This window comes from Nocardia sp. NPDC051052 (genome assembly GCF_044456045.1).
Classification (GTDB): domain Bacteria; phylum Actinomycetota; class Actinomycetes; order Mycobacteriales; family Mycobacteriaceae; genus Nocardia.
In genome coordinates, this window is sequence record NZ_JBITFL010000002.1 from 707,913 (window position 1) to 730,006 (window position 22,094).

Below are 22,094 nucleotides of genomic sequence, written 5' to 3' on the forward strand. Positions count from 1 at the left end.
GCCCACAGCTCCCGCTCATGACATGATCGAGCGAATGAGACAGTAGTTCTCGGTCGCTGGGACCTAGCAGGAGCTGAGAGATGACCACCGCTGCACGCTCGGATATCGAATTCCAGTCGGACGGCACCACGGTCAGAGGCTGGTTGTACCGGCCGAGCGCCGATGGACCGGTTCCCATCGTGGTCATGGCGCACGGGCTTGGCGCGGTCAAAGAAATGCGCCTCGATGCCTTCGCCGAGCAATTCGCCGCCGCCGGCATCGCCGCGGTGGTCTTCGACTATCGGTATTTCGGCGCGAGCGACGGCGAACCCCGACAATTGTTGAGCATCGGCCGCCAGCTCGCCGATTGGTCGGCGGCGATCGACTACGCCGCCACCCTCGACGGCATCGATCCGGCTCGAATCGCCTTATTCGGAACGTCTTTCAGCGGCGGCCACGTGTTGCGCGTCGCCGCGCAGGACCGCCGGGTCGCCGCGGTGGTCGCGCAATGCCCATTCACCGATGGTCTCGCCTCCGCACCGACGGTCGGACTTCGGCCACTGCTCGGTATCGCCACCCGCGCGCTGCTCGACGTCGGTGCTGCCGCGCTGCGCAGGCCGCCGGTCACCGTCGCGCTCACCGGCAGCCCGGGCCAGACCGCATTGATGAACGCGCCGGACGCCGCCCCCGGATACACCGCGCTGGTGCCCACGGAATTCACCCACCCCAACGCCGTCGCCTCCCGAATCGGGCTCACCCTGCCCCTCTATCGCCCCGGCCGCAGCCTGCGAAAGATCGAGGCCCCGGTGTTCCTCGGCGTCTGCCTGAACGACACCGTCGCTCCGGCCCGCCGGACCCTGCGGTACGCGGCGGCCGCCGGCGCCAACGTCGAGGTGCACGAATATCCGGCGGGCCATTTCGATATCTACGTCTCCCCCGATTTCGACAAGGTGGTGGCCGACGAAACCACCTTCCTCGTCGAACACTTACGCCCGAGCTGATCCCGGCTACGCCGCCTCGATCAGCGCGTCGTCGCGGGACAACAGCGCCGCGTAGCGACCATCGAGCTCCATCAGCTCCTCGTGCGAGCCACGTTCCACGATGCGTCCGTGATCGAGCACGACGATCTGGTCGGCATCGCGAATGGTCGACAGCCGGTGCGCGATGGTGATCGTGGTGCGATCGACCGAGAGCGCGTCGATGGCCTGCTGCACCTCCTGCTCGGTACGGGTATCGAGCGCACTGGTCGCCTCGTCCAGCACCAGGATCGGCGGATTGCGCAGCACAGCGCGGGCAACGGCGAGCCGCTGCTTCTCGCCGCCGGAGAAGCGGTAGCCGCGCTCACCCACGAGGGTGTCGTAGCCGTCGGGCAGACTCATGATGTGCTCGTGAATCTGGGCGGCACGGGCCGCATCGTGCAATTCCCGTTCCGTCGCATCGGGTTTCGCGAACCGCAGGTTGTCGGCGACCGTGGCGTGGAACAGATAGGTCTCCTGAGATACCACGCCGACGGCGGTGGCGAGATCCGCGAAGGACAAGTCGCGCACGTCTTTTCCGTCGACGGTGATGCGACCGGAGCTCACATCGTAGAGCCGTGCCACGAGGTAACCGAGAGTGGTCTTGCCGGAACCGGTTTCGCCAACGATGGCCAGACTCGACCCGGCAGGCACGGTGATGTCGATGTCGCTCAGCACATCTCGATTGCCCGACCCGTACGAGAAACCGACATGATCGAAGCGCACCGCACCCGTGACCTCGCCGAGCGCGACGGGCCGCACGGGCTCCTCGATATCGGGCTTCAGGTCCAGGTACTCGAAGATCCTGCCGAACAACGCCATCGAGCTCTGCACCTCGACACCGGTGGACAGCAGCTGCACCATCGGCCGCAGCAACGTGGTCTGCAGCGTGGTGAACGCGACGAGCGTGCCGATCGAAACCAGCGGCTTCCCGCCCGTCACGCTGAGCCCCGCCGCCCAGTAGATGACCGCGGGCATGGCCGACATGACGATCGTGATGGTCGACTGCCGCCACCGTCCCGCCATGCTCGCGCGCACCTCCAGATCGACCAGCCCGCGCGACTCCCGCACGAAACTGTCGACCAGCGCGGGCGAACGACCCATCGTGCGGCCGAGCAGGATGCCGCTCACCGAGAGCGACTCCTCCACGATCGCCGACATGCCCGCCAGCTTCTCCTGCCGCTGACCGGTGATCTTGCGGCGTTCGCTGCCGACGCGGCGGCTGATCCACACGAAGAACGGCAGCATGACCAGGGAAACGAGGGTGAGCCGCCAGTCGAGCACGATCATCGCGGTGACCGCGGCGAGCACCGTGGTGAAGTTCGAGACCAGCGAGGTCGCGGTGGAGGTGACGGTCGATTGCATGCCGCCGATGTCGTTGGCGATGCGGGACTGCACCTCGCCGGTGCGGGTTTTGGTGAAGAAGGACAACGGCATTCGCTGCAGTTGCGCGTAGACCGCGGACCGCAGGTCGTGCATGACGTCTTGGCCGACGGTGGTCGAGATGTAGGTCTGCAGCACGCCGAACACACTGGTCAGCGCGGCAACCGCGATCATGCCCGCGGCGAGCAGGGTCAGCAGGCCGGTGCGCCCGTGCGGGAGCGCGTCGTCGAGCACCGCGCGCAGCATGAACGGCGAGGCCAGCGCGACCACCGAGGACAAGCAGACGAGGGCTGCCACCAGGGCCAGCCGGGCCCGATAGGGCCGGAACAACCGGACGATCCGGCGAAGATGATGTGGGGGCTGCATAGGCGCCTCCTTCCAAGGACACTACGTGATGAAACTGAGCATGGCTCATAATTGTTCCCGAAACAATGAGTTATGCTCAGAAACATGGAGTCCGCCGACACCGACCTGCCCGAACTGTTCCTGCGCGCGGCCAAACGGATCCGGCGCAACCAGGTGGGCCGGCTCGCCCCGCTCGGCCTCACCCCCGCCCAGGCGCGCGCGCTGCGGATCATCGCGCACCAGGACGAACCGCTGCGCATGACCGAACTGGCCGAACGCCTCGGCATCGTGCCACGCTCGGCGACCACGGTCGTCGACGCCCTCGCCGCCGCGGACCTGGTCACCCGCGCGCCCGACCCGGCCAACCGCCGCGCCACCCTGGTCACGCTGTCCGAATCCGGCCGCGCCACCCTCACCCGGATGGCCGAGGCCCGCCGCGAGGCCGCCGAGGAACTCTTCGCCACCCTCACCGCCGACCAGCGCGAAACCCTGCGCGAGCTGCTGGCCACCCTCGATTCCGCTACGGCCTAGCACAATCCGGACTTACCGGCCGGTATCCCCCCGGCGTGCACCACTGCCAGCAAACGAGCAGTATTCTGCCTGCAGCGACAGCGGCGTCAGCCGGACATACGCGTCCGCGCGTTGCTGCATTTCCGGAACGGTGCGGATAACCTGGCGATATGACCTGACGAAGGCGGGGCGATGGATCGACCGGAGATGGGCGCACAGCCCGGATACGACTATGGGCGGGGGCCGCAGATGATGAAACGTGGTGTGCCGGAACAGCAGTACGCGCCGGATGATCGATACCAAGGCGAGTATGCCGACTGGGTCGGCAGGCCGCCCGAGCACGAACCGGAACCGGACTACGAGCCGGGCTATTTCGAGGACGAGTTCAGCGGCCTGATCGACCGGTCCAAGCGGAACCGGTCGGCCCGCCGCTGGGCGGTGCCGGTGCTCGGGGTACTCGGCGTCGCCGCCGTGGCCGCCGCCGCGTTCCTGTTCTTCGGCAACGACCCGCAGCCGCCCTCGGCCGCGAACAACCCCGCTCGGATCGGTGATCCGGCCGCCTCCTCGGGCGCGCAATGCACCGCCGAGCGGGTCGGCAACCGGATCAAGGGCAACGACCCCGGCGGTTTCGACTCCGGCCCCGGCGCGATCTTCGCGTTCCAGCACGCGTACTACGTCGCGCGATCCGGCGAAGAGGCCCGCGCCGCGACCACCCCCGACGCGTCGGTGGAACCGGCCGACGCCATCCAGCGGGGCATCGACGCCGTGCCCGCGGGCACCACGTACTGCGTCGCGATCACCCCTGGCGCGTTCGCGGGGCAGTACATGGTCGTCGTTACCGAGAACCGCCCTGGACGCACGCCGGTCACCTACAACCCGCAGCTCGTCACCACGACCAAGGATGAAGGGCGCACCCTCATCAGCGCCATCAGTCCCGGCCAATAGCCCTGGTGCTCAGGCGAACTCGTACTTCGCGACGACGTCTTCGTCGAGTTCGATGCCGAGCCCGGGACGCTGCGGCACGAACACCTGGTTCGACCCGTACCGCAGCCGCGTCTCGGGCGTGAGCAGCTGCTCGAAGTTGTAGATGCCCTTCTCCAGCGCGAAGTACTCGACGACCAGCGTGTTGCTCACCGCGCCGCACAGGTGGACGTGCAGGTTGTGATGCCAGTGCGGCGCCATCTGCAGACCGAAGGCGTCGGCGGCGTGCGCGACCCGCAGCCACTCCGTGACGCCGCCGACCACACCGGCGTCGGCCTGCAGCACCGAGGCGGCACCCGACTCGATGAGTTGCCGGAATTCCCACCGGGTCTGGTGAATCTCGCCGGTGGCGACCGGCGTGCGGATCTGCCTGGCTAGTTCACCGTGCCCGGCGATCGCGTCCGGCGAGAGCGGCTCCTCGAACCACCACAGGTCCCGATCGCCGGCCGCGCGCTCGAAAGCTTCGATGGCCCTGCGTGCTTCGTGGACGGAGCGGTAGGCGTTGTTGGCGTCGAGCGCGAGCCTGCCGGTGTCGCCGATCGTCTCGATCGCGGCCGCGACCCGGCGGGCGTCCTCGGCCACGCTCAGGCCGCCGACCTTGATCTTGTGGTCGGTAAAGCCTTGGCCCACATTGAATTCGATCTCCTTGCGGACGGCCTGGGTCCACTCGCCCTCGTCCGGCCGGTAGTAGCCGCCGGAGGCGTAGGAGGGCTGCGGGGCGGTCGAGCCGCCGAGCAGGCTGACCAGGGGTAGCCCGGCCCGTTTCGCGCGCAGGTCCCATAACGCGATGTCGATCGCCGACAGTGCCCGGAGCACGGCGCCGCGGCGGCCCGCGAGCAGCGCCTCCTGGTACGCGAGGCTCCACAGTCGGTGCACGTCGTTGTGGTCGGCGCCGAGGTAGACCGGCGCGAGCACGTCGTCGACCGCGCACTTGGTCAGGTTGCCGCCGCTGGTTCCGGCGTAGGTGTAGCCGAGCCCGGTCGCGCCGCTGTCGTCGGTGACCTCGACCAAGACATAGTGCCGATCGGTCAAGTCGCGGTTGGACATTCGGGTCGGCTTGTCGACCGGGATGCCGACGACGCGGGCTGAGATTCGGGTGATGGTCATCGACTGCTCCTCGCGGGTGGGGCGGTGCGTACCGCCTGGATGTTGGCGAATTCGGTGGCGCCGTAGGTACTCAACTCCCGGCCGTGCCCGCTGGCCTTGACCCCGCCGACGGGCAGGCGCGGATCGGATTCGGAGATCCGGTTGACGAACACGGACCCGGCCGCGACATTGGCCGCGACCTGCTCGACCCGGCCGAGGTCACGACCCCAGATCGAGCAGCTGAGCCCGTAGGCGGAGGCGTTGGCTGCGGTCAGTGCCGCGGCCGCGGATCCGACCGGCAGCACCGCGCCGAGCGGACCGAACGTTTCCTCCTGGAACGCAACGGAATAGGTGTCGGGCACCTCGACGACGGTCGGCGTGAACCAGGCGCCGGGACCGGAATCGTCTGCGCCGCCGGCCAATACCCTGGCCCCGGCGGACACCGTCGCATTGAGCTGCCTGCGCAGCTCGTCGCGCAGGTCGGCGCGGGCCATCGGGCCGATATCGGTGCCGGGCAGCGCCGGATCGCCGACCACCAGCTTGCCGAGCTCGGCCACCATCGCCTCGGTGAACTCGGGAAAGATGTTCCGCTCGACAATGATTCGCTTCGCGGCGATACAGCTCTGCCCGGCATTGAGGAACCGCGAGCGCACGGCCGCGGCCGCCGCGTCGGCAACGTCGGCGTCGGACAGCACGATGAACGGGTCGGAGCCGCCGAGTTCCAGCACCACCTTCTTGACCGCCCGGCCCGCCCGCGCGCCGACGATGGCACCGACGCGATTACTGCCGGTGAACGCCACCGCGGCGATGCGCGGATCGTCGATGAGCGGACCGATCCGATCCGGCGGCAGCAGCACACTCGTCAGCACGCCCGTGCCGCACACCTCGTCGAACAGCCGCTGCACGGCCAGCGCGCAACCGGTGACATTGTCGGCGTGCTTGAGCAGCACCGTATTGCCGATCGCTACCGCGGGCAGCATCGACCGAAAGACCTGCCAGAACGGGTAATTCCACGGCATGATCGCCAGAACCACGCCGAGCGGCCTGGTTCGGATCTGCCCGCCGTCGGGAAACACGTCGACCGCTTGCGGCGCAACGAGATCGGCGACGCGGTCGGCGTAGTAGTCGCAGGTGAGCGCGCACTTCTCGATCTCGGCGACGGCCTGGCCGATCGGCTTGCCCATCTCGGTGGTGATCAGCGGCGCCAGTGCCCGCGAGCCGGCGCGCAGCCGGGCGGCCAGCAGGCGCAGCCGATCGGCGCGGTCGGCGACCGGCTCGTCGAGGGCACGGCGCGCGGCGGCGACAGCCCGGTTCAGCAACGCGGACAGCTGATGGTCGGGGGTGAAAGAGTACGTCTCGATGGGACTTCCGTCGACGGGATTGATCGTCGTGATCATCGGCCCGCCCGCACCGTCGACCGCGATGCCAGCCAATCCTGGAAACGCCGGCCGAGAATCACCGGGTTCTCCAGCAGCTTCGGCACGTCGGTGGCATTGCCCACCGCGATGCGCACATGCAGGAACACCGGACCCTCCAGGGTCAGCGACTCGGTCAACCGCTCCCCCAACTCCTCGGGATCTGCCGCGCGGCGCACGGTCCACCCCGCCGCCGAGGCCAACTCCCCCAGGTCGATTCGCGAACCGTAGGTGGGCAGGTTGGCCGTCGCGCCGTACACGCCGTTGTCCAGCAGCACCATCACCAGCTTCGACGGGCGGAGAAAGCCCGCTGTGGCAAGCACATTCGGGTTCATCAGCAGCGATCCGTCGCCCTCGATCGCGACCACCTTCGGCACCTCGGTATCGGCGATGCCCAGCGCGACCCCGGTGGCCACGGAACCCGCCAGCCCCATCGCGTCGAGCAGGTACAGATGATTCGGACGATCCGCCACCGCCGCCAGCTCTCGGCTGGAGGCGGCACAGGTCACCACTACCGGCAGGTCGCTCGTCTGGGTAGCGATAATCCGCAGGGCGTCAATGCGTTTCACGATCAGGCCGCCTTACCGTCGGTGGCCCAGAAGTGCGCGAGCACCACCACGGGCCGAAAGGTCATCCGGGCGTGCACCCCTGCCTCGGTGACCACCGCTTCCCAATCCTGCGGGCTGCTGCGCCGGTCGATCTGGAAGGACTGGATCCCGAATTGGTCGAGCATGCGCGGCACGTGCTGGCTGAACGTGTGGATCATCGAGTTGTACTCGCCGAGCCCGCCGCGGGTGTTCGCCACGATCAGCATCGGCAGGTGGTAGGCCACGTTGAACGTGGTCAGCGCGGTCAGCGCGTTGCCGAAACCGTTGTCCTGCATGACAATCGCGCCCAGCTTCCCGGTGAGCGGCAGCGCGCCGATCAACCCGGCCGCCTCCTCTTCCCTGGAGAGCGGGAAGACCCGCTCCGAGATGCCCGCCGTGCCGCCGCTGCTGTCCACCAGCGCCGTGATGACGGGTGCCACGCTCACCGATGGCACGTACCCGACCAGATCGACCTCCGCCGCCCAGATTCCTCTGGCGACGGACGTCGCATACGAGTTGGAATTCACCGAATGTCCCTTCGCCGGACCGGGCTGCCGAATCGCAGCCCACTTGGTGCCTGCAACATACTACTCATGGCGAGTAGCATGCAACACTCAAATATGAGTGACACCGATCCAGTGCCGAACAGAACTGTCAGTAGGTGACTTGGTCACCCTCGGGCACGGACACCGAGACCCAGCGCCGCCATTCCGCGACCAGGCCGCGGTTGTCGTCGCTGCTGTGCGCGACGAGCAGATCGCCGGAGCGCACCAGGTGCTTGCGCATCGCGCGCTCGGCACCGGCACCATCGCGCTTGCGCAGCGCCTCGATGATGTCCCAGTGGTCTTTCAGCGCGGTATCGACCGGCTGATAGCGCGGCACACTGTGCCTGCCGTCCAGCGCCAGCGTCTGCCGCAGCTCATTGACGAATTTGGCCAGTCGCCGGTTGCCGCTGGCCTGCAGGATCAGTTCGTGCAGCCGCTCGTCGGCCGCGAAGTACTCGGCGCCGCCGTCGGCCGTGCGCTCCATGATCCGGTATTCGGCCAGCATGGCTTCGTCGTCGCGGCTGGTCAGCACCGCGACGGCATTGCGGCAGGCGGGCGGTTCCAGCAGCACCCGCAGGCTGCACAGGTCGACGATGCCGCGCCCGTCCTGCCCGAGCACCCGCGCACCGCGATTGCGTTCGATCTTGACCAGGCCCAGATCGGCCAGCTTCAGCAGCGCCTCACGCACCGGCGTGCGCGAGGCGCCGAACAGCTCACCCAGCTCGCGGGAGGAATAGAGGATGCCGCGCTCGAGCCGCCCTTGCCGGATCGCGTCCCGGATGTCGGCAGCGATCTGCTCGGACTTGCTGTCTACCGCGTCCTGCGACAAGGCACCTCTTCATGAAGCGAGAGCAATGGGAAATCGCCCGTGGCACACCGACCTCGGACGATTCCCCAGCATAGCCGCTCAGGTAGCGGGTACTGCCGCGGCGCGGCGGGCCCTGGCCCGCACGGCGAGGCCGCCGACCACGATCAGCGCGCCGACATTGGCCAAGATCATCACCGCGATGGCGAAGCTGGTGTGCCCGCCGGACGCGTCCTTGATCCAGCCGAACGCGTAGGGACTGACGAACCCGGCCGCGTTGCCGAGCGAATTGATCAGCGCGATACCGCTTGCCGCGCCCGCGCCCGCCAGGTAGGCCGTCGGCACCGACCAGAACAGCGGTTTCGCCGTCTGCGCGGCCATCGTGGCGACGGTGATCGCGGTGAACGCGAGCAGCGGCGACCCGAGCGCGAACGCCGTGACCGTGAACGCGACCACCGAGATGGCCAGCGCGATCAACACCGGCCGCGACGAACGGTCGTTACGGACCAGCCGCCCAGTGATGTACATCCCGATCGCGGCGAGCAGGAACGGTATCGCCGAGAGCCACCCGATCTGGAAGCTGCTCAGCCCGTGCCCGACCTCCTTGACCACCGACGGCATCCAGTAGGCCAGCGGATACGCGCCGCACAGCAACAGGAAGTAGGCCAGGCACAGGGCAATCACCCGCTTGTCGCGCAGCGCCGCGAGGTGACCGGCCGGTGCCGTCTGCGCGCGTTCGGCGTTCTCCGCGTCCAGAGTCTGCTTAAGCCACGCGCGTTCGGTGTCGTTGAGCCACTTCGCCTTTTCCGGTGATTCGGTGAGCGCGAAGAAGAACACCACGCCGAGAATCACCGCGGGTACGCCGCCGACGAGGAAGATCCAGCGCCAGCCGTCCAAGCCCAGTGCGCCGCCGAAGGTGTCGAGAATCCACCCGTTGAGCGGGCTGCCGAGCACGCTGGCCACCGGGATGGCCACCATCACGGTGGCAATCACCTTGGTGCGCTGGGCATTCGGGTACCACCGTGCGAGATACACGATGATGCCGGGGAAGAAGCCCGCCTCCGCGACGCCGAGCAGGAAGCGCAGCAGGTAGACCATCTCGATGTTGGTCGCGAACGCGGTGAGCGCGGCGACGATGCCCCAGGTCACCAGGATCCGGCTGAGCCAGATCCTGGCACCGACCTTGGTCATGATGATGTTGCTCGGCACCTCGGCCAGCACGTATCCGACGAAGAAGATGCCGGCCACGAACCCGTACTGGGTCGCGCTCATGCCGAACGTCTCCTCCATGCCGAACTTGGCGAAGCTGACGTTGATCCGGTCGATATAGCTAACGATGTAGCCGATCACCAGCAACGGCACCACCCGGCGGGTGATCTTCCGGATTGCGTTCGCCTGCATAACTTCCCCCTCGGTACGGGGGATCGCACGGTCCATCTTCTTTCCTCCACAGCACAGAGCCACAAGCTGCGATGGCATGCCACCTAGTTAAGTAACATGTCTCACTTGATGAGTGGCATGCTACTCATGCTGTGACCTGACGCACAAGAGTTGCGCAAAGGTGACGCCAGGAGATGGCCGAAATGCGCTCGACCATTTGCGCGCCGACCCCACGGCGCAAAATCCGCGCACCCTCTCAGAATCCGCACCGACTCCAGTCCCTATTTCGAGCGCGCACTCCGACTGAGGGTGCAGATTTCGCCGATAGCGCCACCCCGGGTGTCGCTCAGCATGGACACACACCCTCTGTCAGCCGCTCACCGTTTCTGCGACCCGCACAACCCCTATACCTAGTGTGCGGGTCACACAAACGGTGAGCATCCGAACAAACAGTGCGCATCCGACACCCAGCAGCCCCGAAAACACCACGCGACGTGCTCACTCTTTCGAAAGCGCTCGAGAACAGCACCACAGCCAGATGACCACGCTGGAACCCGACACCACGCACCTGACCGATAACTAAGGCCGGGGACCCCACCTCACGTGCCCAGCACCACTCCGGTCATCCCACGAACCAGTCGAAAACCTCAGGGCCAGTAGACCCTCGGAGGTCTCTCAGTACACGAATCCGGATCAGTACACGCAGAGATCCCCGTAAATGTGCACCGACCGGGCAACTACACCCAGAGATCCCCGTCAAGGTGCACCGACCCGGGCAAGTGCTACTTAGGACTCCAAAGGTGAACAGTCCAGAGGAAGCTGAAGACCTATCCACGTTTTCCCGTGAAGTAGTGCTGAGCACGTCAGGTGGGGTCCCCGGCTTTAGTCACCGGTCAGGCGCGCAACGTCCAGCTCCGGAGGTGGTCATCTGGCTGTGGTGCTGTTCTCGAGCTCTTTCGACAAAAGCAGGCTGCGAACCGGGGTTCAAAGGAGATTCACAGAGCGTCCATACCCTTCACAGGAGGTAGAGGTCCTGTGGAGGGTATGGGGGGCCTGTGGGGGTGAACAGGTGACGGCTGGCCCCGGGGCGCGAAATCTTTTCCGGGGCGACCGGAATCGATTGTGGCGGAGTTGAGTTCGGCCGCTGCCGATCTTCAGTTAGCGGAGTTCTCCGCGGCGATGACCACGTGGCGCATGAGCAGTGCGGTGGTGACCGGACCGATTCCGCCGGGGACCGGGCTCAGCGCTGCGGCCTTGCCGCGCACGGAGTCGGCGTCGACATCGCCGACGATGCTTCCGTCGGTCGCCTCGTTGGTGCCGACGTCGACGACCACCGCGCCTTCGCGCACGTGCTTGCCAGTGACCAGGCCGATGCGGCCTGCTGCTGCGACGACGACGTCGGCAACGGAGGTGACGGCGGGCAGGTCGGTGGTCCGCGAGTGACAGATGGTGACAGTGGCGTTTTCGGCGAGCAACAGCTGCGCGAGCGGCTTGCCGACCACGTTGGAGCGACCGACGACCGCGACATGCCGACCGGACAGCGGGATCTGGTGATGCTTCAGCAACTCGACCACCGCCTCGGAGGTCGCGGCGACGAAGCCGTCGAGACCGGACGCGAGCAGCCCGAGCGACAGCGGGCTCACGCCGTCGACGTCCTTGGGCGCGGCGATCGCGGAGCTGACGTCTTCGAGGGTGATGCCCGCGGGCAGCGGTGTCTGCAGCATGATCCCGTCGGTCGCGCGGTCCGCGCTGCGCGCCGCGAGTTCCGCGCGGATCGTGTCCGCGCTCGCGTCGGCGCCGAGATCGACGGTGTCGCAAGCGATTCCGAGCCGTTCGGCGGCCTTGCGCAGCGAGTTCACATACCAGGCGCTCGCCGGGTCGTCGTTCGCCACGATCAGGGCCAGGCGCGGCGCGGCGCCCGCCTCGGTACGCGCGGCGGCGCGCTGCTTGGTGTCGGCGTTGATGGCGGCGGCGAGTTCCTTGCCGGTCAGCGAAACGGTATCCACGTTGTCACACCTTATCGGGGACGCGATGCGCCGTGGTGATCGCGCCCGAGAAGCCTCGCCCGGTTTGTCCCGATGCCGCAAATAAGCCGCAGAATCCCCCCGGCAAATACCCGATTTCCAGATCACGCCGCCGTATCGTGATCATGCTTGCCCACGGCTAACTGCCAGCACGTGCCCTACCCGCTCTTTGCCGGTCACCCGGCCATGCCCACAGCATTTCGCGGAAAGGTGTCGACTGTAGTGAAGATATCGAGGCACTGGAAACAGCTGGCCGCGACCTTGTTCGCGGCCACCATCGTCACCGGCCTAGCCGGCGTCCCGGCGCACGCCGGTGAGACCGACGCTCTCTACAACTCCGCCCAGCGCAACTTCACCGACGGCAACGATGTCGCCGGACGCGCCGACCTCCGCAACCTCATCGGCGCCGACCCCGGCGACGCCGACGCCCTCTCGCTGCAGGCCATCTGGTCGCACTACGCGGGCGACTTGCCTGCCCTCGCCGACGCGATGGCCCGGCTCAACGTCGTCGATCCGCGCATGGCCGCGGGCACCACCAACGTGCTCAACGCTATCGGCGCGGCCGTCGGCACCCTGCCGAATCCGCTACCCGCCCTCATCGGGCCGCAGACCGGCATCGTCGTCCTCGGCTACGGCCTGCTGCCCGACGGCGCGCTGCGCCCCGAGCTGGTGAACCGGTTGACCGCGGCCTGGTTGCAGTCGATTGCCGCGCCGCTGTCGCCCATCGTGGTGACCGGCGGCAACCCGCAGAACGGGATCACCGAGGCGGACGCGATGGCAGGCTGGCTGATCGGCCACGGTGTGCCGCCGAACCGGATCAATGTCGAGGGCCGCGCCGGGTCGACCGTGCAGAACGCCCTGTTCAGCACCAAGATGCTGCGTGATGTCGGCGCGACGAGCGCGGTGGTGGTCACCTCGCCCAACCACATTCGGCGCGCGGTCGCCGACTTCATCGTGGCGGGCACCCAGGTGGTCGGCGCGACCACCTCGCTCGAACAGCTGGTCTCCCAGCTGCCGCCGCCGGCCAGGCAGTCCCAGCGCGGCATCTACCTCGACGCCACCCGCACGTTCGAGTTGGACACCTCGCGCTGAGGTCAGCGCTGTCCCCCGGGATCCGCACGACACACGCGGGTCCCGGGGGCGAGGTCTCGGAAAAATTCGGTGGCTCGATCGCGACCACGCACGGCAGGATGTCCGGGTGATGGCAGCTAGTACCGAGGTGGTCGCGGCCTTACGCGCGGCAGGCTGCGTTTTCGCCGAGGACGAGGCCCGCCTGCTCATCGCCGCCGCGGCGACCGCCGCGGAGCTCGACGCGCTGGTGGCGCGGCGAGTCTCCGGCACCCCCCTCGAATATCTGCTCGGCTGGGCCGAATTCCACGGGTTGCGGGTCGCGGTGGCGCCGGGCGTTTTCGTACCGCGCCAACGCTCCGCCTTCCTCGTCGAGACGGCGGCCGACTTGGCTCGGGCCAGCAGCCGTCACTTGGTTGTCGTCGATTTGTGTTGCGGCTCAGGCGCGTTGGGTCTGGCACTGGCCACGATGCTGGCCGCCGAGCACACCCCGGTGACCCTCGCCGCCGCCGACATCGACCCGGTCGCCGTGGACTGCGCCCGCCGCAACCTCACCCCGATCGGCGCACCGGTCTACCAGGGCGACCTCGTCGAGCCGCTGCCCGAGGAACTGCACGGCTGCATCGACATCCTGCTCGCCAACACCCCATACGTCCCGTCCGGCAAGATCGCGCAGCTGCCGCCGGAGGCCCGCGACCACGAGCCGCGCACCGCCCTCGACGGCGGGCCCGACGGCTTGGACATCTTCCGCCGCGTCGCCGCGGCCGCCCGGACCTGGCTCGCCCCCGGCGGTCACCTCCTGATCGAATCCAGCGAGGCGCAGGCGCCGGTCGCCCTCGAGGTGCTGACCGAACACGGACTCGCGGGCCGCGTCGCCGAATCCGACGAGCATTACGCCACGGTCGTCATCGGCACCAGGCCCGCCAGGTAGTCCCTACTTCTTGCGACCGGTGAATTCGTCCATCGAGTGGTAGACGCCGACCGTATTCAGGAACAGGTCGCGCAGCTTGATGGGCAGGATGCCGGACAACACCTTGTTGAGGCGCGAGGTCCACGGCAGGATCACCAGCGGGTTGCCGTTCTTCATCGCGCGCCATGAGGTGTCGACCACCTCGTCCTGCTCCAGGATCGGGGTGAACAGGAAACCCTTTGCGCCGTCGAACATTCCGGTGTTGATGTAGGTCGGGCAGACGGTGGTGACCTTGACGTGCTCGTGGCCCGCCTGCTCCAGCTCGATGCGCACCGAGTCGGACCAGCCGAGTGCCGCCCACTTGGAGGCCGCGTAGACGCTCATCCGCGGATTCGACACCAGCCCAGCCGAAGACGCGATGGTCAGCACCCGCGCCTCGGTCGAACCGGCCACCATCGCGGGCAGGAATTCGAGGGTGACGTACATAGGGGCGTGCGCGTTGATCGCCATCGTCTTCTCGATGTCGGCGCGGTTCTCGGTATCCCAGAAGTAGTTGTTGCCACGCACGATGCCGGCGTTGTTGACCAGCACGTCGATGCCGCCCACCTCGGCGCGGACCGACTCCGCCGCCTCGGCGATGGCGTCCGGCGCGGACACGTCGACCACGAAGTGGTGAATGGTGCCGCCGAGCCCGGTGAGCTCGTTGGCGGTCTCCTTCAGCGCGACCTCGTTGATGTCCCACAGCACCACCGCGGCCGCGCCCTCGCGCACCGCCCGCTCGGCGAACAGCTTGCCGAGGCCCATCGCGGCACCCGTGACGAGAACCTTCTTGCCCGCAACCGTGTCGAGTTTCATCCGTCCCCTATCCCTGTCGATTTCGCGGAAAGTTACTTCTGGCGCAGTGTTTTCATGACGCCGAAGTACAACGTCATGGTCTTGGCCCACAGCTCCTCGGACATGCCGGGCAGCGGCGCGATCGGCAACATCCGCTGCACCGCGATGGTCTGGGTGTCGATGTACTTCAGCAGTCCTTCGGCACCGTGCCTGCGCCCGGTGCCGGAGATGCCGAGCCCGCCCGACGGCGCGTCGGCGCTGCCCCAGGCCGCGATGAAGCCCTCGTTGACGTTCACCGAACCGGCATTGATCCGCGCCGCGACCTCGCGACCACGGCCGATGTCCTTGGTCCAGACGCTGGCATTGAGACCGTACGCGGTGTCGTTGGCCTGCTCGACCGCCTCGTCGTCGCTGCCGACGCGGTAGATCGAGACGACCGGACCGAAAGTCTCCTCGCGGTACACGGTCATACCGGACCGCACGCCGCTCAGCACCGTCGGCTCGTAGAAGTACGGCCCGAGATCGGGTCGCGCCCGGCCGCCGGCCAGCACCGTGGCACCCTTGGCCACCGCGTCGTCGACATGCGAACGGACCGTGTCCAATTGGCGCGGGAAGGTCAACGAGCCCATGTCGTTGTCGTAGCTCAGCCCACCGCCGAGCGTGATTCCCCGGACGTGCTCGATGAATTCGGCGACGAACTGGTCATACACCTTGTCGTGCACATAGATTCGCTCCATCGATTCACACAGCTGCCCCGCCGAGGCGAAGCAGGCGCGGATGGCGATCCTGGCGGCCCTCGGCACGTCGGCGTCGGCGAGCACCACCAAGGGGTTCTTGCCGCCGAGTTCGAGCGAGTAGCCGATGAGCCGCTCCCCCGCCTGCTGCGCGATGGTGCGGCCGGTCGCGCTGGAACCGGTGTAGTCGACGAAGTCCGCGCGCCCGATCACCTCGTGGCCGATCACCGAACCGCGCCCGAGCACCGCCTGCCACAACCCTTTCGGCAGTCCGGCGCGTTCGGCGGCGTCGATCGCCCACAGCGCGGTGAGCGCGGTCTGGTTGTCCGGTCGCGCGACCACGGCATTGCCCGCGACCAGGGCTGGCAGTGCGTCGGAGGCGGCCAGCGCGAGGGGGTAGTTCCACGGCGAGATCACCGCGACGACGCCCTTCGGCCGGTGCCGCACGTCGACCTGGGTGAGCACCGGCAGCACGCCGCGCGGCTTGCGGGTGGCCAGCAGCTTGGCCGCGACCCGCGCGTAGTACCTGGCATTGACCGCGACATCGCCGACCTCGTCGAAGGCGTGCGCGCGCGACTTGCCGGTCTCGGTCTGCACGATGTCGAGGATGACGTCCTGCTCGGCCAGCACGATGTCGTGGAAGCGGCGCAGCACCGCGGCGCGCTCGCGGATCGGGCGGCGGGCCCACTCCTGCCGCACGCCGCGGGCGGTCGCGAACGCCCGGTCGATATCGGCGACCGAGGACTGCGGCAGGTCGGCGATCTTGCGTCCGGTGGCGGGCGCGAACACCTCGACCGCGGGCGCGCCGCCCGCGACCGCCCGGTCGAGCAGCGGCTCGACCAGCGACGATGGCAACGCGTCTGCCGCGGCGAGCTGGGAGGCGGTCGTCATGTGGGCCCTCTCCTCGGGATGATCGGAAGCCATCCACCTTTAACTGAACACTAGTGTTAGATTAATAGGCGTGCCACGCCTCATGTCAAGCTCTTCGTCATGGAACACAGACATGACCGGCTGCCGGCTGTGAGGCAGCACCATGTCGCGCACGCGGCGCCATGACCGAGGCGACGACCCGGCGGGGTAGGCCGCCGCAGACGCAGGAGCAGGCCGAGGAGGTTCGCGCGCGGATCGTGCTCGCCACCGCGGCGGTGTTCACCCGGCACGGGTCCCGCGGCTCGAGCGTCGCGCAGATCATCGAGCAGGCCGGTCTCGCCCGGCCCACCTTCTATCGCTACTTCGGCAACGCGACAGAGCCGTTGCACGTCCTGCTCAACACGTCCAACGACGGGCTGGTCGACGGCATTCGGGTGGCGCTGACGGGCACCGATGAGCCCGTCGAGCTGGGCATTCGACTGATCGACGCCTATCTGGACTGGGCGGGCGGCCACGGCGCGATGCTGCGCCCGCTGTTCGCCGAGCTACACGACCCCGGCTCGCCGGTGTCGGCGTATCGCGAACGGGCCCTGGAGGATATCCGTGCGCTTGTTCGGGCGACATTCACCGAACTGGGTCGTCCCGTGCCGAGCCCGCTGGATCTCGATGCCGCACTGCACGTCTGCGAATACGTGGTCTACCGCATCTCCGCGGGGAGCGCGCCCGGCGGCGAGCCCGACGCGGAAACGGTTGCCGAAGCACGACTTACGATGATCCGCGTGCTCCTGACCACACTCGGCACCCGCACCGACCTCGAGTACGCGATGAAACTGCCCGGCATCTTCCCCGGCCCCTGATCCGAGTTCGCACACCCGCTCCGCCCATCACATCCCCATCCGACGCATGGTGGGAGTGTGAAGTCTCGGGCAGGTGTGCGAACTCGGATGGCCAGCGACTAGCCGGCCCCGCGCACTCGGCGAGCAACATTGGTCGCCGAGTTCACAGGTCTAATTCGAGTTCCGTGCCGCGGGCACGGGATACACAGGTCAGCATCGCGCGGTCGCGTTCGTTGTCGTGCAGGAACCGGTCACGATGATCGACCTCGCCTGCCACCACGCCGGTGCGGCAGGTGCCGCAGAAGCCCTGCTGGCAGGAGTAGGCGACGCCGGGTAGCTGCCGCCGGATCGCGGCGAGCGCGGACTCGTCGGCCGCCACCTCGACTTCGGTGCCGCTGCGGCGCAGTCGAATACGAAACGGCACGCCATCGCGGACCGGCGTCGGTGAGAACCGTTCGGTGTGCAGCGAGGCCGTCGGGTCGTGCAGTGACAGCACGGCACGCGCCGCCTCGGCCAAAGGCGGTGGGCCGCAAACATATACCGCCGCGCCGGTCGGGGTCTGCTCGAAGATCATCCGCGGGTTGGGCATGCCGAACTCGTCGTCCGGGCGCACCACCACGTCACCACCGGTCAGCAGCGCCAGCTCGCACAGGAACGGCATCCGCGCGCGTGAGCGCCCCAAATACATGAGCCGCCAAGGTGTTCCGGCTCGCTCGGCCGCTACCACCATCGGCAGGATCGGCGTGATCCCGATGCCACCGGCGACGAACAGGTACTGCGGCGCCTCGATGAACGCGAACGCGTTGCGTGGCCCGCGCACCGACAGCCGGTCGCCGACGCGTAGCCGCTCGTGGATCTCCCTCGACCCGCCGCCACCCTCGGCGATGTAGCGCACCGCGATTCGATAGTGCCGCCGATCGGCTGGGTCGCTGTTCAACGAGTACTGCCGCTGACGTCCCGACGGGAGAACCACGTCCAGATGCGCACCCGGCGTCCAGGCCGGTAGCAGCGCGCCGTCCGGGTCGGTGAGCACCAGGCTCACCACGCCGTCGGCTTCCGTTTCGATCCGATCAATGGCGACCGCGAAGTCGTACCCGGAGTGCCGCACCGGCTGCGGCCGCGAAAGTATTTGCGCCGTACTGCTTTCGGTGAAGACTCGCTTGTACGCATCTGCCGCCGAGGCGATCATGCGCAAGCCGGGTCCCGGCCGATAGCCCTCTTCCACGGCCGTCACGCGCCGGCCGCCCGGGCCGCGGGCGACTGCGCGAGGTATCGCAGCGCGTTGTCCATCGGTCCCAGCTGTGTGGGGTGGAATCCCGGCCGCAGGTAACGCGGAATCTCGGTGAAGAAGGTGGTGACGCTGGGCACCACCCCGCGCAGCGAGGCACTGACCAGCTGTAGCGGCCACCATCTGCCCTTGTGTGGCGAGGGGTCCTTGTAAAACAGATAGCCGCCCGAAATAACGAACAGCGCAAGCAATCCCGTGCTCGCGATCACCGCCTGCCGAGCCTTGCGGCCGTAGCCACCGTCGACATACATGTACGCGTCGTAGACCACGCTGCGATGCTCGACCTCTTCGGCGCCGTGCCAGCGGATGAGATCCAGCATCGCCGGATGCATCCCCTTCGCCGCGAAAGTGTCGTTGGTCAGCAGCCATTCGCCGATGACGGCGGTGTAGTGCTCCATCCCCGCGAACAGGGCGAGCCGCTCGCACAGCCACGCGTGCTTGGCGCGACCGGACAGCCCGTTGTCGCCGAGCACCCGATCGACAAGCCACGCAACACGATCCACCATCGGGCGCACATCCAGGCCGAGCCGCTCCAGCTGGTCGCGGGCCAGCTCGTGCGAACTCGCATGCATGGCCTCCTGCCCGATGAACCCGCGCACCTCCTCGCGCAGCCGCTCGTCCTCGATCAGCGGTAATGCCTCGGCCAGCGCCTGCGCCATGGCCCGCTCCCCCTCGGGTAACACCAGGTGCATCACGTTGATGATGTGGGTCGCCATCACCTCGCCGGGGATGTAGTGCATCGGCACCGTGTCGAAGTCGAAGGTGACGTCGCGTGCGTTGATCGCGTGCGCCTGATCGGCATAGACGGTAGAGCCCATCTCGCATCCCTCATCTCTGATCGGCGAAGCCCAACACCCCTGGCCGGAAAGCACCAGCATCCAGGCAAACTTATTGATGACATCGAGTGCTGTCAACATCATCTGATGTCAACAATGCGCTTGTGAGAGGATGACGCCATGGTCGCCGAAGACGACGGGTCCATCCCCGGCATGCGCCGCTGGCGCGGACTGTCACCCGCCGATCGGGTCGCCGGACGCCGCGAGCAGCTCATCGAGGCCTGCACCGAACTGATGGCCACCATCGGCGCCGCCGAGACGTCGATGCGCGGCGTGTGCAGGCAGGCCGGGCTGACCGAGCGCTATTTCTACGAGAGCTTCCCGAACCTGGACGCGCTGCTCACCACCGTGCTGGACACCGTCGTGCTCGGCGCACGCGACCGACTACTCGACGCACTACCCACCGCGCCGATCGAACGCGACGCCATGTTCCGCCACCTGGTCGGCGTCTTCACCGACTACCTCACCGAGGATCGCCGCCGCGGCCGCATCATGTTCGTCGAATCGCAAGCCACGCCGGTGCTGATGCCACGCGCCAACGAACTCATCGGCTTATTCACGGCGCCGATCGCGCTGACGATCGGCGCCGGAGATTACTCGACAACCGCGCCCGACGAGCACGACAACGCACTCAACGCCAGCGCCATCTTCGGCGCGCTGGCCTACCTCTACCGGCCCTGGCTGGACGGCGAGATCCCGGTCCCCCGCGAGCGATTCGACGAACACGCCGCGACCGTGCTGGAACACATTGCCAGGGCCCGTTCTTCGGTGATCACCGAGGCCTAGTCGCGAGCCGCCACCGGCTCGGTGCGCCCGGCCCGCTCGAAACTCAGCGCCGCGTCGGCGACCGACTTGTGCCGCAGTGTGATCAGGTCGCGCAGATAGTTCATGCGTAACCGCCACGGCGCCCGGTCGCCCTGGATCGGGAAATGGCTCGCGGCGCGCTGCACATAGCCGGGATTGAAGTTCAGGAACAGCGATTCGACGCCGACCGACGGATCACGCACCGGCGTGCAGCGCGCGTAGCCGCGCGCGTCCATCCGCTTCAGCAATCGAACCACGTGCTCGGACACCAGATCCGCCTTCAACGTCCAGGACGCGTTGGTATAGCCGATGATGTACGCGAAGTTCGGCACATCCGACAGCATCATCGCCTTGTAGGCCATGCTGTCCGACAGCGTGACCGTCCGCCCGTCCACCACCAGATCGATGCCGCCGAACGCGACCAGGTTCAATCCCGTTGCGGTGATGATGATGTCGGCATCCAGCGTGGCACCGGAGGCCAGGCGCAGGCCGGTCTCGGTGAACGTCTCGATCCGATCGGTGACGATATCCAGCTTGCCCTTGCGGATGGCGCGGAAGAAATCGTTGTTGGGGGCCAGGCAGAGTCGCTGGTCCCAGGGGTTGTAGCTCGGCGTGAAATGCGTGTCGATGTCGTAACCGGGCGGCAGCCAGCGTTGCTGGAGGCCGCGGATGCGTTCGCGCATCCAGGCCGGATACCGTTGGCTCAGTTCGTACATCGTCGTCGAGAAGGCCACGTTCTTGGCACGGACCACCGCGTAGGCCGCGCGCGGCGGCAGATAGCGGCGCGCCTTCATCGCGAGGTTGTCCCTGGCGGGCCTGGACACGATGTAGCTCGGGCTGCGCTGCAGCATGGTGACGTGCGCGCCTTGCTCGGTGAGCGTGGGCCCCAGGGTGACCGCGGTCGCGCCGCTGCCGATCAGCACCACCTTCTTGTCCGCGTAGTCCAGGTCCGCGGGCCAGAACTGCGGGTGCACAATGGGTCCGGCGAAGCGCTCGGTGCCCGCGAAGTCCGGCGTGTATGCCTCGTCGTAGCGGTAGTAGCCGGTGCAGGAGAGCAGGAAATCGGCGGTGAGCGTGACGGTTTCGCCGGTGTCGGCGTGCTCGGCCCGCACGGTCCAGCGGTTGTCCGCCGTAGACCATTCGGCGCGCAGCACCCGGTGCTGGAAGCGGATGTGCCGGTCGATGCCGTGCTCGGCGGCGGTCCCGCGCACGTAGTCGAGGATGGCGTCGCCGTCGGCGATCGACTTGTCACCCAGCCACGGCTTGAATCGGTAGCCGAGGGTGTACATGTCGGAGTCGGAGCGAATTCCGGGATAGCGGAACAGATCCCACGTGCCGCCGATCGACTCGCGGCCCTCCAGGATCGCGTAGGTGCGCCGCGGGAACGCCCGCTGCAGGTGGTAGGCCGCGCCGATGCCGGACAGCCCGGCGCCGACGATGAGCACATCGATGTGCTCCGCAGCGGTTGTCATCGCTCTCTCCTTGGTTAGGCGGCGTGCGTTCCCAGCCTACGACCCAGACAGTTGCGCCGACACAGCCGGACGAATCATGGGATGTCTTGCCCTGTTGCCGTCGCGCGCTGTGCGTGGATGCTGTTCGGCCGCAACATAGTTCAGAGTTGTACGAGAACGACCCTTCGCGAGACCGAACGGTATCTAATTGCACGACTCGCAGTGAAGTCACTCACATCGCCAGGGCGTGGCACCCATCATTCCGCTGAGCCAATATGTTAGCTGAACATTCGCCAGTTCGTGATGGCGCGGCGCCACACCACACTGGGGCGCGCGCGGACACCACACCCGAAAACCATTGGCGACCCGCGATATTCGACCCGCACGGGCACTACCATCCCGCCATA

At 67.5% G+C, this 22,094-nt stretch carries 20 protein-coding genes; 7 read left to right on the forward strand and 13 right to left on the reverse strand.

The genetic code is table 11. From position 1 onward, the window contains the following. The first annotated feature begins 80 nt into the window (after positions 1-80). Positions 81-980 carry an alpha/beta hydrolase gene (locus tag ACIBCN_RS08335; RefSeq protein WP_396990816.1) on the forward strand — a complete coding sequence of 300 codons (900 nt, stop codon included), beginning with the start codon at positions 81-83 and terminating at the stop codon, positions 978-980. A gap of 6 nt (positions 981-986) precedes the next feature. Here ACIBCN_RS08335 and ACIBCN_RS08340 read toward each other — a convergent pair whose 3' ends face one another. Further along, positions 987-2,744 carry an ABC transporter ATP-binding protein gene (locus ACIBCN_RS08340; protein WP_396990817.1) on the reverse strand — a complete coding sequence of 586 codons (1,758 nt, stop codon included), beginning with the start codon at positions 2,742-2,744 and terminating at the stop codon, positions 987-989. 84 nt (positions 2,745-2,828) lie between these two features. Between ACIBCN_RS08340 and ACIBCN_RS08345 the strand changes: the two genes are divergently transcribed. Next, positions 2,829-3,254 carry a MarR family winged helix-turn-helix transcriptional regulator gene (locus tag ACIBCN_RS08345; protein ID WP_396990818.1) on the forward strand — a complete coding sequence of 142 codons (426 nt, stop codon included), beginning with the start codon at positions 2,829-2,831 and terminating at the stop codon, positions 3,252-3,254. Positions 3,255-3,425: 171 nt separating this feature from the next. Then, on the forward strand, positions 3,426-4,178 hold the full coding sequence (locus ACIBCN_RS08350) for a hypothetical protein (protein WP_396990819.1): 753 nt from the start codon (positions 3,426-3,428) through the stop codon (positions 4,176-4,178). Between the two features lie 9 nt (positions 4,179-4,187). Here the strand turns inward: ACIBCN_RS08350 and ACIBCN_RS08355 are convergent, their stop codons facing one another. From ACIBCN_RS08355 to ACIBCN_RS08385, 7 genes are all read right to left on the reverse strand, one after another. Continuing rightward, positions 4,188-5,321, reverse strand: coding sequence for a mandelate racemase/muconate lactonizing enzyme family protein (locus tag ACIBCN_RS08355; RefSeq protein ID WP_396990820.1), 1,134 nt, complete (start codon positions 5,319-5,321; stop codon positions 4,188-4,190). Then, positions 5,318-6,697, reverse strand: coding sequence for an aldehyde dehydrogenase family protein (locus tag ACIBCN_RS08360; protein ID WP_396990821.1), 1,380 nt, complete (start codon positions 6,695-6,697; stop codon positions 5,318-5,320). The genes ACIBCN_RS08355 and ACIBCN_RS08360 overlap by 4 nt, the downstream gene beginning before the upstream one ends. Then, positions 6,694-7,284, reverse strand: coding sequence for a thiamine pyrophosphate-dependent enzyme (locus tag ACIBCN_RS08365; protein WP_396990822.1), 591 nt, complete (start codon positions 7,282-7,284; stop codon positions 6,694-6,696). Before ACIBCN_RS08365 ends, ACIBCN_RS08360 begins: the two co-directional genes overlap by 4 nt. Positions 7,285-7,286: 2 nt before the next feature. Then, positions 7,287-7,829 (reverse strand): thiamine pyrophosphate-binding protein, encoded by a 543-nt coding sequence (locus ACIBCN_RS08370; RefSeq protein ID WP_396990823.1) that lies wholly within the window; start codon positions 7,827-7,829, stop codon positions 7,287-7,289. A 127-nt stretch (positions 7,830-7,956) separates the two neighbouring features. Beyond that, positions 7,957-8,676, reverse strand: coding sequence for a GntR family transcriptional regulator (locus ACIBCN_RS08375; protein ID WP_396990824.1), 720 nt, complete (start codon positions 8,674-8,676; stop codon positions 7,957-7,959). Between the two features lie 78 nt (positions 8,677-8,754). Beyond that, positions 8,755-10,053 carry an MFS transporter gene (locus ACIBCN_RS08380; RefSeq protein WP_396990825.1) on the reverse strand — a complete coding sequence of 433 codons (1,299 nt, stop codon included), beginning with the start codon at positions 10,051-10,053 and terminating at the stop codon, positions 8,755-8,757. A 1,133-nt stretch (positions 10,054-11,186) separates the two neighbouring features. Next, on the reverse strand, positions 11,187-12,038 hold the full coding sequence (locus ACIBCN_RS08385; RefSeq protein WP_396990826.1) for a bifunctional 5,10-methylenetetrahydrofolate dehydrogenase/5,10-methenyltetrahydrofolate cyclohydrolase: 852 nt from the start codon (positions 12,036-12,038) through the stop codon (positions 11,187-11,189). A gap of 240 nt (positions 12,039-12,278) precedes the next feature. Between ACIBCN_RS08385 and ACIBCN_RS08390 the strand changes: the two genes are divergently transcribed. After that, on the forward strand, positions 12,279-13,148 hold the full coding sequence (locus ACIBCN_RS08390) for a YdcF family protein (RefSeq protein WP_396990827.1): 870 nt from the start codon (positions 12,279-12,281) through the stop codon (positions 13,146-13,148). 109 nt (positions 13,149-13,257) lie between these two features. Next, positions 13,258-14,055: a putative protein N(5)-glutamine methyltransferase gene (locus ACIBCN_RS08395; protein WP_396991165.1), complete on the forward strand. Its 798-nt coding sequence runs from the start codon at positions 13,258-13,260 to the stop codon at positions 14,053-14,055. A gap of 3 nt (positions 14,056-14,058) precedes the next feature. On the opposite strand, the gene ACIBCN_RS08400 is transcribed toward ACIBCN_RS08395, so the two are convergent. Both ACIBCN_RS08400 and ACIBCN_RS08405 read right to left on the reverse strand, forming a co-directional pair. Beyond that, the gene (locus tag ACIBCN_RS08400) at positions 14,059-14,889 is read right to left on the reverse strand and encodes an SDR family oxidoreductase (RefSeq protein WP_396990828.1); all 831 of its coding nucleotides are present in this window, start codon (positions 14,887-14,889) and stop codon (positions 14,059-14,061) included. A 32-nt stretch (positions 14,890-14,921) separates the two neighbouring features. Then, positions 14,922-16,493, reverse strand: a complete 1,572-nt coding sequence (locus ACIBCN_RS08405) for a succinic semialdehyde dehydrogenase (RefSeq protein ID WP_396990829.1) — start codon at positions 16,491-16,493, stop codon at positions 14,922-14,924. Positions 16,494-16,654: 161 nt separating this feature from the next. On the opposite strand from ACIBCN_RS08405, the gene ACIBCN_RS08410 reads away from it, so the two are divergent. Beyond that, positions 16,655-17,329, forward strand: a complete 675-nt coding sequence (locus tag ACIBCN_RS08410; RefSeq protein WP_396990830.1) for a TetR/AcrR family transcriptional regulator — start codon at positions 16,655-16,657, stop codon at positions 17,327-17,329. A 142-nt stretch (positions 17,330-17,471) separates the two neighbouring features. Here the strand turns inward: ACIBCN_RS08410 and ACIBCN_RS08415 are convergent, their stop codons facing one another. Both ACIBCN_RS08415 and ACIBCN_RS08420 read right to left on the reverse strand, forming a co-directional pair. Beyond that, positions 17,472-18,497, reverse strand: coding sequence for a PDR/VanB family oxidoreductase (locus ACIBCN_RS08415; RefSeq protein WP_396991166.1), 1,026 nt, complete (start codon positions 18,495-18,497; stop codon positions 17,472-17,474). Positions 18,498-18,538: 41 nt separating this feature from the next. After that, entirely contained in the window at positions 18,539-19,414 is an 876-nt protein-coding gene (locus ACIBCN_RS08420) for a metal-dependent hydrolase (protein ID WP_396990831.1), read from the reverse strand. A 138-nt stretch (positions 19,415-19,552) separates the two neighbouring features. On the opposite strand from ACIBCN_RS08420, the gene ACIBCN_RS08425 reads away from it, so the two are divergent. Continuing rightward, on the forward strand, positions 19,553-20,218 hold the full coding sequence (locus ACIBCN_RS08425) for a TetR/AcrR family transcriptional regulator (protein WP_396990832.1): 666 nt from the start codon (positions 19,553-19,555) through the stop codon (positions 20,216-20,218). Here the strand turns inward: ACIBCN_RS08425 and ACIBCN_RS08430 are convergent. Continuing rightward, positions 20,215-21,708: a flavin-containing monooxygenase gene (locus tag ACIBCN_RS08430; protein WP_396990833.1), complete on the reverse strand. Its 1,494-nt coding sequence runs from the start codon at positions 21,706-21,708 to the stop codon at positions 20,215-20,217. The two genes, ACIBCN_RS08425 and ACIBCN_RS08430, sit on opposite strands and share 4 nt — an antisense overlap. Positions 21,709-22,094 lie beyond the last annotated feature (386 nt).